Annotated in this window: 9 protein-coding genes; 8 read left to right on the top strand and 1 reads right to left on the bottom strand. The window is 55.0% G+C overall.

Features of this window, described 5'->3' with window-relative positions; all coding sequences use genetic code 11:
- Positions 1-182 precede the first annotated feature (182 nt).
- Positions 183-1,031 (top strand): HAD-IIA family hydrolase, encoded by an 849-nt coding sequence (locus O2597_RS07560; RefSeq protein ID WP_269523729.1) that lies wholly within the window; start codon positions 183-185, stop codon positions 1,029-1,031.
- 82 nt (positions 1,032-1,113) lie between these two features.
- Here the strand turns inward: O2597_RS07560 and O2597_RS07555 are convergent, their stop codons facing one another.
- Positions 1,114-2,130 carry a helix-turn-helix transcriptional regulator gene (locus O2597_RS07555; protein WP_269523728.1) on the bottom strand — a complete coding sequence of 339 codons (1,017 nt, stop codon included), beginning with the start codon at positions 2,128-2,130 and terminating at the stop codon, positions 1,114-1,116.
- Between the two features lie 302 nt (positions 2,131-2,432).
- Between O2597_RS07555 and O2597_RS07550 the strand changes: the two genes are divergently transcribed.
- From O2597_RS07550 to O2597_RS07520, 7 genes are all read left to right on the top strand, one after another.
- Positions 2,433-3,269, top strand: coding sequence for a hypothetical protein (locus tag O2597_RS07550; protein ID WP_269523727.1), 837 nt, complete (start codon positions 2,433-2,435; stop codon positions 3,267-3,269).
- Positions 3,270-3,334: 65 nt separating this feature from the next.
- A complete protein-coding gene (locus tag O2597_RS07545) occupies positions 3,335-4,384 on the top strand; it encodes a carbohydrate kinase family protein (RefSeq protein WP_269523725.1) in 1,050 nt (349 codons plus the stop codon).
- Between the two features lie 85 nt (positions 4,385-4,469).
- Positions 4,470-7,841, top strand: coding sequence for a hypothetical protein (locus tag O2597_RS07540; RefSeq protein WP_269523723.1), 3,372 nt, complete (start codon positions 4,470-4,472; stop codon positions 7,839-7,841).
- A 62-nt stretch (positions 7,842-7,903) separates the two neighbouring features.
- Positions 7,904-8,605, top strand: coding sequence for a hypothetical protein (locus O2597_RS07535; RefSeq protein WP_269523722.1), 702 nt, complete (start codon positions 7,904-7,906; stop codon positions 8,603-8,605).
- Between the two features lie 115 nt (positions 8,606-8,720).
- Entirely contained in the window at positions 8,721-8,849 is a 129-nt protein-coding gene (locus O2597_RS07530; protein WP_269523720.1) for a hypothetical protein, read from the top strand.
- Positions 8,850-8,993: 144 nt separating this feature from the next.
- On the top strand, positions 8,994-11,021 hold the full coding sequence (locus O2597_RS07525; RefSeq protein ID WP_269523718.1) for a glycoside hydrolase family 95 protein: 2,028 nt from the start codon (positions 8,994-8,996) through the stop codon (positions 11,019-11,021).
- 22 nt (positions 11,022-11,043) lie between these two features.
- Complete coding sequence (locus O2597_RS07520; RefSeq protein ID WP_269523716.1) at positions 11,044-13,425, top strand: family 78 glycoside hydrolase catalytic domain; 2,382 nt, start codon at positions 11,044-11,046, stop codon at positions 13,423-13,425.
- Positions 13,426-13,474: the final 49 nt, after the last annotated feature.

The following is a 13,474-nucleotide window of genomic DNA, read 5'->3' as shown; positions in this document are numbered from 1 at the left end:
GCACAGCCGTCGTCAATGCCATGAAAAGCAGCACCGCTGCGTCTGCATGAAGCTTTGAGGTATGACTGTAGTTGGCCTGAAAGTTTGTGGTTCAATTGCAGTGTTAGAGACCATTCGTCGACCCCTTGTTGCCCTAATTCATTCCGACAGAAACAAACAAAAGCCGTTTTAAATTAGGAGATATGAAGTTAGGATTTTTGATAGACATGGATGGGGTCATTTACAAGGGCTCCCAACTCATCGCCGGTGCTGCTGAAGTGATCAATCGGCTTGTGAAGCAGGACATCCCGTTTTGCTTCATTACAAATAACAGTCAAAAGACTCGACGTGATGTTGCCTTGAAGTTGAGGAAGATGGGGATCTACGTCGAAGATCGCCATATTTTTACATGTGCAATGGCGACGGCGCGCTTCCTTGCCTCTCAAAAACCTGAAGGCACAGCCTTTGTGATTGGAGAAGGCGGATTGAATCTAGCGCTGCATACGAACGGCTACTCGATCACGGAGGATCATCCTGACTACGTGGTGGTTGGAGAGGGGCGTGTGATTAATTTTGAAAATTTGGAGAAGGCGACGCAGCTCGTTCATGCAGGTGCCAAGCTGATCGCAACTAACCTCGACAGTAATTGTCCGATTGAAAATAGCATCCGCCCAGGCTGCGGTGCAATTGTTCGCCTGATCGAAGAAGCGACCGGCGCGAAGGCATTCTCGGTGGGGAAGCCCAGTAGTGTCATGATGCGCCTAGCTCGTAAGCAAATGGGAATCGACACCGAGCATACTGTGATGGTGGGCGACACCATGTATACGGATATTCTTGGTGGGGTTGAGATGGGTTATCAGACGGTATTGGTGCTCTCCGGGGGCACGACAGAGGAAGAAATCAATCACTACTCTTACCGTCCGAATCATGTTATTCCTAGTATTGCCGAGCTGCCTTCGCTCTATCCGGAAATCTTTGAGGATACGTATCAGAAGCCAGCGAAATCAACGCCGAGAAAGAAATTGGAAGAACCGCTGGTCACTGTGAGCTAGTGTCTTGCTCATCCCAATCATATGAGCTATCAAGGCATTGAAGTGCGGCCTTAATTGAATATTTGTAAATTCAACACCACACCTAGAAGCTTGACTGAGTCGAAGTCGACTTCCCTGCCTCGTGGCTACGGCCGACTTTTTGGCTGTAGGCTTTGGGGGGGATGCCGTAAGCCTTTTTGAAGGCCCGGGAGAATGCGAAGAGCGAGTCAAAGCCGGTTTTTTCGGAAATTTCGGTCACGCTCAGATTGGATTCTTGCAGTAGTTTGGCTGCCTCGGACAGGCGTGATTCCCTGATGTAAAGGCCGAGGCTGACGCCCAGATGGTCACGGAAAACCGCGCGCAGGTGGCTGACGGAATAGCCCAATGCATCGGCCAGGTCGGCTAGAGTCGGCGCATCGGTCAGATGCTCCCGGACATAGCTGTTGATGCGTTCCAGGATGCTGTTACGCAAGTTGTCGGAGCTGTTGAGCTTGAAGCGCTCTGTCGGTAGTCTCGGCAGGCTCGGCATGTATCGGAGGAAGCGGGACAGGTGATAGGCGATTTCCAGCGCATCCGGCCGGTTCTTCTTTTGTTCGAAGTAGGGGATGAGCGTGTTTTGAAGCAGGATCACGCCCTCGGCATCCAGTTGCCGGGGATTGTCCAGCAGGGCTTGGAGCGCCTTGGCTTGGGGGATTTCAAATGTGATGAAAAGCCAATGCAGGGACTGGGCCTCAACATCCATGAAATGGTGGAACTGGTTCGGGAAAATCAGCGCGCAATCGCCGGGTTCGAATTGATGGGTGTAGTTGCCGATGCGTCCCGGGCCGCCGCCCTCCAGCACGCAGACCAAAACGAAGCGGTGGTGGAAGTTGTTGCTCACGCCTGTCGGCCGGAAGGATGCCGTGTCCGTGCGCTCGAATATGATGATGTTGTCAGGGGCGGGGGATTCCGCGATCATCAAACCATTGAAGAGATTGGGCGGCTGCTCCAACTGTCCCATCATATGGCGGAGGGGGCGCAAATACTCCGCCGGTTGTCCCTTTGGTGCCAGTGGGGGCGAATGCGTCGCCCGGCTTGGACGGGGAGGGGCTGTTTTGTCTGTGTCTGGCGCGTTTTGCATTGATATGAGGGAGGTGGTGTCAGGGGCGTGAGACGCTGCGATAATTTTGCATCCACCAGGCAGAAGTTTGCAAGTTGTTTGCCAGATGGGTTCGAGTGGCATCATCGGAATGGATATATTTTGATCATAAATTGGTTGTTCTGGTCAAAAATAGCCAATAAATGCTCTTAAAGGAATCGAAAATGTTAAAAAATAAGAAATATAAACTATAAGGTTGTCCTGGCATCTGGGGTGCTCATGTTGTTGGCGTCTGCTTTGTTGCTCCAGACTCGATCTGATACGAACAACAAACGCTAAACTTAATGAATTCCGACCTACGGCTCCTCTACCGTCACGCCAGCGCCTCTGCTGATTTCACATTTCACACACGCAAGTTTTACCGGTCCCGCAACCTGTTTGTCGGTGCGGGGGGCGCCGGTGAGGTCTGGCCCGAGGATGACTCGCCGTCGCTGGGCACTCAACTGGCTGCGGGGCTTCGCCGCGGTTTGCAGGCATCCAATGATGCCAAGTGGCCCGGCTTAGTGGTGGTTTGCATCATCGCTTTGGTAGTGGCCAGCTATTATGCGGTTCCGGCGACTGGTGCCGTCTTTGACCGGATTATGGCATGGAAAGCGGCTTATGGTGCCGGATTTTCGTTTTTCAGCATGGGCATCGCCGGGGGGATCTTGCCGGTCTTGCTGGGACTGTGCACGGGGCTCTACCGTTGGGGGCCGAAAGTGCTGCAGCATGCCGCCTACGGATTGCTGGTTTTCGGCATACTCGGGGTGTTGAGTGATGGGCTCTATGTCTTTCAAACCCATCTTTTCGGCGAAGGAGCCGGCGCCGGAACCGTGCTGTCCAAGATCGCGTTCGACCAGTTTGTCTGGACGGTCCTTTTTGCCAACCCATATCAATTAATCGTGCTGTTATTTCGCGACAGTGGTTTTCGTTGGCAGCGCATGTCCCGGAGCCTGAATGATCCGTTGGATTATTATTTAAGCACAGGGGTTCCGGCCTTGTTCAACAACTGGTGTTTCTGGATCCCGCTGACGGGCTTGATTTACGCTTTGCCCAGTGCCCTTCAGATTCCCGTGGCTTCGTTGGCGGTCGCCTTCTGGGTGCTTCTGCTGACCTTGACGATGAAGCAAGGCGAATCCTGAGCGCAGCAATACGTAGTTGGTGGTCGGATACAGTGATTTAATGCCTTTGAGGGTTGAAATTTACCATGAAAAAAAACGATTTAGAACGATCCGGTATCCTGTCGGTAGGTGCCTTTGCGATTGATTACATTAAACGGGTCGACCGTATACCGGCGCCGGGCAGCGTGGCTCGCATTCAACAAGAGAAGATCTGCAACGGAGGTCACGCCTACAATCTGCTGGTCGACCTCGTTCGCTTGGGCGCGGATTTTCCGCTTAATGCCGTCGGCTGGGTCGGTCACGATGTGGATGGGCGCGCCGTGCAGGAAGATTGTGCCGCCCATCACATTAACACGCACAGCCTCCGTGTGTCCAAAGTGGAGCATAGCAGCTACAATGACGTCATGGTGGATTCGGAGACGGGCGAGCTCAGTTCCCTGAATCGTATGGGTGCCCATTCCCGGCTGAAGCTGAAGGATGTGCCGGTTGAAGAAACGAAGTCCCGTTTTCTATACCTCGGGCCGATTCTTGGGCTGGGTGAACTGGACGGGGAGCATAAGCAATCCGGCAGCCAGGCTGCGGAATTGCTCCGCCTGTCCCAGAAGGCCGGCATGGAAACGGCGGTATCGATCGTCCCGATGGCGGCTGAAGCGGAGCGGGCGCTGGCAGCGCTTCGCTATGTGGACTACTTGTTTCTCAATGAGAGCGGACTTGAGATCCTCTCCGGTGTCCGTATGCGGTATCGGAGTGGTCTGGACCAGCATGCGCTGCACGATGCAGCCAGGATGCTGCAGGATCGGGGAGTCCGTGGTGCCGTAGTGCTCCGGGTCGAAGAAGGCGGCGTATACCTGCCTCGAGCGGGAGAGCCCGTATTCATGCCGCGCGTGCATTTGCCGCGCAAACGTATCGTCGGCCTGAACGGGGGCGATTCCGCCTTCACAGCAGGCGTGCTCTATGGACTACATGAACGGTTGTCGATGGAGGAAGCCCTGCAGCTGGGCCTCGGGGCGGCGGCAGCGTGTTCGATGGATCTTAAAACATCGGGTGGGGTTCGATCCGTGTCAAAATGCCTGGAGATATACAAGCAGTATCAAGGTTCTATGGTTGCGGATCTTGTGGGATCCGGCCTGTTGTGACGTTTTTTCGGGGGGATTAAACCTTATGGTAATATGATTATAGTATCCAAAAAATAGATACGATATAATGAAGAAGAGGGTTCAAATGATACGGGAAACGAGGCCGAAGCAGGGGTTCGCCCTGCTCTTGGTCTTGGGGTTCATGGGGGTCATGCTTATTCTTCTGCTGGGCTTGTCGACGATTGTTCAGGTTGAGTTTCTGAATGCAAAAAATAGTGCAGAAATACGCGAGGCCCGTTCGAATGCCCTGTTGGGCTTGACGGTCGCGATGGGCGAATTGCAGAAATATATGGGGCCGGATGCGCGGGTGTCGACGCGGATGGATTTTTACCAGGATGACGCCCCGGATGCTTCTGAAGTCGTTGCGCCGACGAACCGCTGGTTGACTGCTGTCTGGGATTGTTCGAAGCTTACCGCGACAGGCAGGCCCGCGGGCCTGCCGAGGGTCTTGATCAGCGGCAATGATCAGGCGGCTTTCGATCCGATGAGCTGGAGTTACCCTAATGGTTATTTAAATCCGGTTTCTGCGGAATTGCCGGATCCGGAGGTGGATGATGGCTATGTCTGGCTCCATCGGGACCGTCGTCCGGAAACGCAGCGACAGTTCGATGGCTCAATCAAGGCGCCTGTCGAACGGGGGCGGATTACTGGAACTGATGGACAGGGGGAGGGCGGTTTTGCCTGGGTCGTCCTCGACGAAGGCGTTAAGGCGAAGGTAAATGGGCGTTACAGCTACAGCGAGGTGGAACGGCAACGATCGGGCCAGACAAATGGGGCGGTTCTACAGGCCGAACGCCTCGCACCCGAAATGATCGACGGTATGGAGCACCTTACTTTTGCGAGTCCGGAATGGACTGAGCTGCAGCGGGCCGTGGATCTTTCCGATCTTGATTTTCTCACATCGGGGTCTGGCAGCCCAGATCTAAGCCAGGTCAACTTTCATACGACCACCTTCGATAGTGCAGGCGTCTTGGCTAAAACCACCTACGATCGTGATACCTTGCGATGGGGTGGTTTGAAACGTGACCTCACGAATGGTCTGCGAGCGGAAGGAATCGACGAACAGTTGGAAGGGAGGGCGATCTTTCCGGCGGCAACGGATATTGCGGGTGATGCCGGCGGCCCGCTTTGGGATCAATTGTACAGTTGGGTGAATTCAAGACCTAAGTTCTATGGCAAGGATTTGACGGCGGTCTATGACGCGACGGTTGCGGATGGGGCACAAGCTGGTATCTCTCCTTTGCTGACGCTGGCGCAAATTTCTCTGAGCATCGTGGTTCTCCCCGAGCCAACTTCTGCGGGGGAGTATGCGGTATGGTATTACTTTCAACCGTCATTTGTTTTGTGGAACCCGTATGATGCGGCTATCGCGGGGGATCAGTGGTATGTGGATATGAAGCTCTCAGATGATCCCGCAGAGACGCTTCCATGGAAATATCAAATCATCTATAATCAAAATGGGGCTAGAAAACGTCATCCGCAGCCATCCTCCGGCACGGATTATGACGGAATGGGGGACAGTGGCTTGACGACCCCGGCTTATGCACGGATCCCGTTTCTTTTGGATTTGGGGAGAGATTTGCAGGCTGGGGAAGCTGTGGTATTTTCCCCGTCCGCTCCTGTGGAAACCGTGACTGATGGAACCTCTGGCTGGCGTTTGGCGCCCGGATACCGCGGAGGATACGCTTTTGCGTATCGTGTGCCTAATAGTGAGTTCACATTGGAGGATGGGGACGAAATTGTATCAAAAGTCGCGGGCTTTGGTGTGGTGCTTGATGAGGATGAGAAAAATATTCCCGGGGATATCAGGCTGGCTGATTCGATCACAAATCTGGAGAATCAACCCTTGCTCTATATCTCCGGATTGAATTACGGAGGTGGAGACGATTTTGCTCCGGTCAATAATGGAGAGATTCATGTGAGCGGGATGCCAATTCCGGACACAAAGCCGAATTTCGCGATCATGTCAGGGCTTAAATTCGCTCAAAGCCGCTTGGAGCAAAGTGTCAGTTCTCGAGTGCAATGGCTGGGGTATTTGGATCCCACAGCTAGCTTCAGTGGGCGAACTCCAAGTGAGAGTCGAGCGAACGACGCGCGTTCTGGATTCAATAATAATCCGTCTTGGGAGTCGGGGTATTATGAAGAGCCGACAGTGGGGCATGTCTCTGTTCCATGCGATGGTAATACTGCATATGTCGGCTTTACCGATGCGGCGACAAGTAACAACACCTCCGCGATCCTCTTTCACTTGCCTCGCGATCCGCTCGAAATGCGTTCGATCGGCGATTTGATGCATGCCCGTTTAACGGTCGCGCACAATTTGGACGATGCGGTCAATTATTGGAAGTGGTCCAATACTTCACCGGCCTATGCTGTCGGCAATGGTATCGCGACGCCCTACGTTAATTATGACGAAACTTACAATATCCATTCTGTGAATGCCGAGGCTCCCTCATCGGCCGATGTGCCTGAAATGGTGAGTTATGACATGTCATGGAATTTGAATTCGGCCTTGTGGGATGATTATTTCTTTTCCGCGATACCGACCATATATGAACGTTCCGATTTTCCTGCACTCACCCCAATGGTGAGCAAGAATAGTCGCATTTTTTCGATCTCGGGGGAGGAGAGTGACGCTCTGGATAGTATGACACTTGCTGCGAGCGATTTGCTGGTTGATGGTGCGTTCAATGTGAATTCGACATCGGTCGATGCATGGGAAGCATTGCTGGGTGCCTTCCTGGGGGCGAATGTAGATATCAGCGCCGGGAGTGAATATGACAATCAAGGCAAGGCACCGTGGTTGCGCTTACCCTATCCACAAAATACGGATGTGGATGCATCCGATAGCTTGCTGCCCGAGCGTTCGGCTACTTATTCCGGGTTCCGGGCACTGGCGAAAGACGAAATACACGCTTTGGCTGAGGCGGTCGTCGAGCAGGTTAAACTGCGAGGGCCCTTTGTTTCAATGGCCGATTTTGTGAATCGTTCGGTCCAGTATCCAGCCGTGGAGCATGCAGTCCACCATAAGGCTGCCCTGCAGACCGCAATTGAAGCGGCTGGCTTGAATGACAGTTTTTACAGTGCAACGAGCAATCTATACAGCGCAGACGAGGATCTTTATCAAGGCGAGCAGTTTAGCTACGGCTATTACCGAAAAGCCATGGAAGGATCCTTTTCGGCCAATGCGCCGGGCTTTCTCTCTCAGGCGGATATTCTTTCAAAGATTGGAAGTGTTCTGACTGTGCGATCCGATACGTTTAAGATTCGCGTGTATGGTGAAACGGAAAGTTCGATTACCGGTGCGCGTGTCAAAGCATGGTGTGAAGCCATTGTGCAGCGCATGCCCGAAAAAGTGGACTCAACCGAGGTGGTGACGGCAGGCGATCCTGTGGGAGGCTTTGGTCGCAGGTTTGTCATCAAGCATTTTCGCTGGCTGCAGCCTGAAGAAATTTAGCCCTCAATCTTTATATGATTAAAACAATATACTGTTCCGCGGGAAGCTGCGTAAAGTGGCTTATGTTGATTGCTTGTTTGTGCTCGGAGGCGATGCTTCCGGCGCAATCCGTCGAGCCGGACGGCATCGATACGGCATTTCGTTTTTATATGGTGGGTGTGGCTGATGGAGCTCGTAGTCAGGGTTATCTGGAAGACAATGGTCCCAACTCGGCTTTAGAGTTTTACATACAAAGCGAGAATGAATCGCCCGAGCCGATCCAAGTGAAGCCTGGCGAGACTTCCGATTTGTTGCGTTACCAGGGCAGTCGTGAGTTTGCCATTTACCGCTCGATTGGTCTCGATCACTTGGGGCAGCCGATTTTGAAAGTGTTGAGCACGGTCAGCCTGCCACAAGGCTGGCAAGGGGGGATGCTTGCAATTTTAAGCGGTCGTCAAGGTGTCCGGCTCTTTCCGGTGGAACGGCAGTTGAATCCGGCAACGAAAAACACCGCTTTAATTGTAAATGTGAGCCCACTTCCGGTCATGTGTCAGGCGATGGATGAAATGCTTGGGATTGGAGCGTATCAATCCAAGTCGGTTTCGCTGGGGGCGGTCGAGTCGGACCTTCAATTAAAACTGAAATGTGCGATTCGGCCTGAGAGTGAATGGCGTGTGGTCTACTCCGGTTCGCAAACCGTGTTGAAGGACCAATATTATGTCTTCCTGCTCGTTCCCAATGGGCGGAATTATAGCTATAGTCTGGTTCGTTTCCGCGGGGAGTGATCGCGATACCTTCCCGCTCGTTTGTCTCGTTCTCTGGGCTTGCTCGCCCCCTCGATCAAGAGGTGCAAGTTGCCATGCATGCGATTATCTTCAACTCTGAGGCTAGCGCAGTACAATGAAACGGATCGGTTCCATTTCAGCATTTCAAAATGACTTGGACTTTGCTGCCGGGAGCCTTGTGGGCCTTGGATTTGATGTGGTTGATTTGATCCTGGTCGAAAATCCATCGAAAGCTCTTTCCTGAGAGCCAACCCCGGATAGACTTGGAGCCGAGACGTTCCCGGTGTGCGCGAGTTGCTCACCCGGGCGGAGTGTGTATTGCATAGTTGTAAAATCAGTTGACAGAACCGAATGATCTTATCATCCTTATATTAATATAATCTATAGTATGGATATCAGTAAACACAACATCGTCCGCGAGGCGTGGCAGAGCGAAATCGGATTGTTGCTGGGGAACGGCGAAATGGGCGGATTGCTGCGCAATGACGGGCTTGGTTTCGACGCAGTGTGGCTGACGGACTTTTGGAGCTGTGATACTGTAAGAGCACCTGTCGGGCCATTCAGGCTTTCCTGTTCCGCCCTATCGGACGAGCCGTCGGCATATCGCCAGGAATTGTCACTGCACGAAGCGGTGGCCCGGACCGAGTTGAGCGATCCGTCCGGAGCATCCTATAAGAGCCAGTGCTTTTTCTCCGAAACGGATCGCCATCTGATGGTGTTCCAGTTGGAAAACACCTCGTCGGAGGCGAAGCGTTGGACGTTGTCGCTGCCGGGGCAACCGGTCTTTCTCGATGAGGGAATTCTACGGGTGGTCTGTTCCGCCAAAGCGCCTCACATGGGCCTGCCGTTTACCAGCCTCGCATGGACGGTCAAGTCGAGCTTGCCGCTTGAGGCCGCCGATGGGGAGGCGACTACTTTCCTGCTCGAGCCCGGGCAGTCCATCCGTCTGGTCAGTGCCCTCGTAACGAGTTTTGACTGTGAGGATTTTTCAGCGCGTTCGAAAGAGCTCGCCGCGGCGGCGAATTCGAAGGTGCTTCTGGAGCAGCATCTGGACGCATGGGCGGCGCTTTGGGGGCGTATGGAGGTCAGCCTGCCGGACGGCCTGTATGCGACGACTTTCTACCGTTCGCTCTACTACACGCTTAGCATCACAGGCGCATCCCGATTCATACCCGGGGTTTGCCAGTTTGCCGATCCGGGCTGGGGGATGATTCCATTCAGCAATGATGCGGGATACGTCTTGTTGTTGCTGTCCCGGATGAATCAGCACGAGCGTGCGACTGCCATGCTTAAGGAGTTCTACAAGCCCGAGGTGCTGCGTCAGAATGCCAGAAACTATCTGATTATTCTCGAGGGCATGGGGACGCTGGATGATGTCCACGACGCTTTTTGCTTTTCCCAGATGCTGACCACTGCCGGGACGGAGTCGAATTTTACCTACGGACGGCAGCGCCATTTGGACGGTTTCATGCCGGCGATCTTTCACCGCAATGCAAGCCTGCACCCGGAGGATGCGGAGTGTGAGGAAATGGCCTATCAGGTTCTGAGAGGTTGTTCGGTCTTCTGGCAGAAATTGCTCTTTTGGGATGAGGCGAGCCAGAGCTACATGATTCGCAAGACGCTGGATCTGGATGAAAACACATTCGGCGTCTCAATGATGTCGTCGGTGATTGCCTGCCGGTGGACGCTTATGATGTTTGCCCGTTATGCGCGTCGCCGCAACACGGACCTGGAAATGGCCGAGCAATGTGAGGAGAGTGTCCGCAAGCTGTATTGGCCGGAGAATTCAGAGCGTTATCTCGCACGCCCCGGCGATGCGGAAGGGGAGGTCGGCAGCAAGTATTTCTGTATCCGCTCTTTCTCGACGCTGGGCTATCCTTACTGCGAGCAGGTGCCCTTCCTCGATCTGCCCAAGGCGCACCGCACCTTGGACAAGACGCATGCGCGGAACAAGTTGGACGCCGTCGATGCCGGTGTGAACGCGATGACGACAGGGATGTATGCATTGACCGAAGCGAGCCTGGGGCGTTCCGAAGAGGCGCTTAAATATGCTTCGCTTGGTTTACGCCGTTTAGACCCGTCGGGTGCAGCCATGGGTGAAGCGCATGCGGATTCTCTGTTCTATTGCTCCTCGTCCTATAGCACCTTCGCCCTGACGACGATCGAGATGTTGTTGCAGTCCTACGACAATGTCATCCACCCGTTCCCTGCAGTGCCGGAGGAATGGAAAGACCTGTCCTTTAAGAAGCTGCCCGCCGATGGGGGGATCCTCGTGAGCGGGGAGATGCGTGACGGCCGCGTGACTAAGGTTCGCTACGAGAAGAACGGACAGTTGCTACTGGAAACCAGCGACGCACAGCCAGTGGAAATCCGGATCGTGGACGGCGCGACGACAGTCGTCGCAAAGCAATCGTAATTTTCAGAAGTCATTTATACATATGTCAGAAATCGAATTCCCTGTTAACACCGCATGGGTCTGGCCTCAGGCACTTGAGCCCGGTGTGAATCTCAATCTTGAAATCCGCCATGAGTTCACGGTGGCATCCGCTCCGAAGGAAAGCCTCCTTCGAATCGCGGCGGATTGCCGCTACGCAGTCTGGCTGAACGGCGAGTTGATCGGAACCGGGCCCTTTCCCGATTGGCCGGAGACGCGCTCGGTGGACGAGTGGGACGTTGCGTCCCATTTGCGCGAAGGTCAAAACGTGCTGGCCGTCCTGATCCACCAGATGGGGCAGGATACGTCAACCTACGCGGTTGGCGATCCGGGCGTCCTCTATGCCCTCACCGGTGACTCGAAGCCTTTGGCCCTGAGTGGCGCGTCGAACTCGCAATGGCGACTGTCGACAAGCTATCGTTCCGGTCCTATCCCCATTACGACGCCGCAGTTGTCATTCACATATGAATACGACGCCACCGGTGATGATGGCTGGAGGGAATCCGAATGCGTCTTCGGGGAGGGATGGTCTGCATTTGATGAATCCGATGGGCGGGATTGGCAGGAGACTGGTTGGCGCTTCCGTGCGCGACCGCTTCCGGTCTGCGAATTACTGGATCGCTTGCCCGCGACTATCACTGCTCAGGGTGTGTTCAAGCGTGCTTCCTCTGATGGTAGTGTGGCGGCCCGGATGCAGCACGATTGGCTGTCTTCCCTGTCGGCCCCCGAGTTTTTCAACGAGATTGAGGTGGGGCCGGTCACATTGACCGGAGCTGGCTTCTCCCTGAAGCCCGGACTGATGGATGCGGCCGACGGGGTCTACATCGTGGTCGACCTCGGACGCGAATCCGTTGGCTATCTGGAGCTGGAAGTCATCGCCGACGCGGGCGTGCAGATCGACATCGCGCATGGCGAGCATCTGGACGACCTGCGTGTTCGGGCCTCTGTGGGAGGACGCAATTTTGCATCGGCCTATCGATGCCGCGAGGGGCGACAGACCTTCCTCTATCCGGTTACCCGGATTGGCGGGCGCTACCTGCAGCTGCACGTATCGGGCGGCACCGGCGACTTCACCCTGATCTACGCAGGCGCTCGCAAACTAAGGTATCCGGTGCCGCAACGCGGGGCCTTTGATTCGCCCGACCGGATGCAAAAACGCATCCATTCAGTATCCGTGGATACACTACGCTTGTGCATGCACGACCACTACGACGACTGTCCGTGGCGCGAGCAGGCACTGTATGCGAACGACATGCTGATCCAGACGCTGGCGGGCTACTATGCCTTTGGCGAATACCGTTTCCCGCAGGTCTCGCTCGAATTGCTGGCTGGTGGTTTGAACCCTGACGGCATCCTGGAGCTCTGCGCCCCGGCCCGGGTGCCCATCGCGATTCCGGCGTTCACCATGGCCTGGATTGTGGCGGTCGAGCGCAACTTGCATTTCAGTGGCGACAGTGAATTTGCCCGTGCCATGTTCCCTACGGTCAAGACGATCCTGACGACCTGGACGGAGCAGATGACCGACGGTTTGATGCCGTCGTTTCAAGGGGCACGCTACTGGCACTTCTATGATTGGACACCCGGCGACCTCGATGGTGTGGTGCGCGACTGCACCGGCTTCACCGAACTGAAGACCCTGCGCTTTGATGCGCCGTTGAATGCATTCCTCGTTCTCGGTCTGGACGCTGGTGCGGCACTGGCTGAGGCGGCCGGTGATACGGCGCTTGCCGCGCAATGGCGCGAGGCTGTCGCCCAACTTCGCGCTGCATTCCACAAGTCGTTCTGGAAGCCGGAGGAAGGCCTCTACGTGACAATCCTCGGCGAGTGTCGGGAGCCGGATACCCGCGCGGAGTTGACGCAGTCACTCGCTTTGTGTGCGGGTTGCTGTCCGGACGCGGAGGCTGAAGCGCTGCGCCAGCGTCTGCTGTCGCCGGACAGCGGTCTGGTGCCCACCGCACTCGGACAATCGTTCTGGAAATACGAAGCGCTGTTTCAATCGCCTGAACTGGGCATGCAGGCGTTGAATGACGTCGACTCGTTCTGGAGCAGCATGCTTGAGCGCAATGCGACCTCGTTCTGGGAAACGCAGAAGGGCGGTTGGGACTTCCACGCGGCAGGCAGCCTGTGTCACGGTTGGTCGGCGTCACCTGCGTATTACTACGGTGCCTATGTGCTCGGCATCCGTCCGATCGATGTCGGCTTCAAGTCGTTCTCCGTCACACCTCCGGTGGTCCGTTTCTATGATGGAATTTCCGGAACGATCCCCACACCCGCCGGTGCAATCACGGTGGTCTGGGAGCGCGTGGACGGAAAGGCGGCGGTGCGACTGTCGCATCCGGACACAATCCGCGCGGTCCCGTCTTCCGAAGTGCGGATACTCAATTAACCACAATCAATCGGCCACCTCGATTCACCTCGCCTCGTTCATGGCAGGT

The organism is Coraliomargarita parva, assembly GCF_027257905.1.
GTDB lineage: Bacteria > Verrucomicrobiota > Verrucomicrobiia > Opitutales > Coraliomargaritaceae > Coraliomargarita_A > Coraliomargarita_A parva.
This window is presented reverse-complemented; position numbering and strand designations above follow the sequence as displayed.

What these genes read in the sequence shown, in the direction of transcription:
- O2597_RS07550 (WP_269523727.1), top strand. Translation starts at nt 2,433, where the DNA reads ATGAATTCCGACCTACGGCTCCTCTACCGTCACGCCAGCGCCTCTGCT.
- O2597_RS07530 (WP_269523720.1), top strand. Translation starts at nt 8,721, where the DNA reads ATGAAACGGATCGGTTCCATTTCAGCATTTCAAAATGACTTGGACTTT.
- O2597_RS07540 (WP_269523723.1), top strand. Translation starts at nt 4,470, where the DNA reads ATGATACGGGAAACGAGGCCGAAGCAGGGGTTCGCCCTGCTCTTGGTC.
- O2597_RS07535 (WP_269523722.1), top strand. Translation starts at nt 7,904, where the DNA reads ATGTTGATTGCTTGTTTGTGCTCGGAGGCGATGCTTCCGGCGCAATCC.
- O2597_RS07545 (WP_269523725.1), top strand. Translation starts at nt 3,335, where the DNA reads ATGAAAAAAAACGATTTAGAACGATCCGGTATCCTGTCGGTAGGTGCC.
- O2597_RS07555 (WP_269523728.1), bottom strand. Translation starts at nt 2,130, where the DNA reads ATGCAAAACGCGCCAGACACAGACAAAACAGCCCCTCCCCGTCCAAGC.
- O2597_RS07525 (WP_269523718.1), top strand. Translation starts at nt 8,994, where the DNA reads ATGGATATCAGTAAACACAACATCGTCCGCGAGGCGTGGCAGAGCGAA.
- O2597_RS07560 (WP_269523729.1), top strand. Translation starts at nt 183, where the DNA reads ATGAAGTTAGGATTTTTGATAGACATGGATGGGGTCATTTACAAGGGC.
- O2597_RS07520 (WP_269523716.1), top strand. Translation starts at nt 11,044, where the DNA reads ATGTCAGAAATCGAATTCCCTGTTAACACCGCATGGGTCTGGCCTCAG.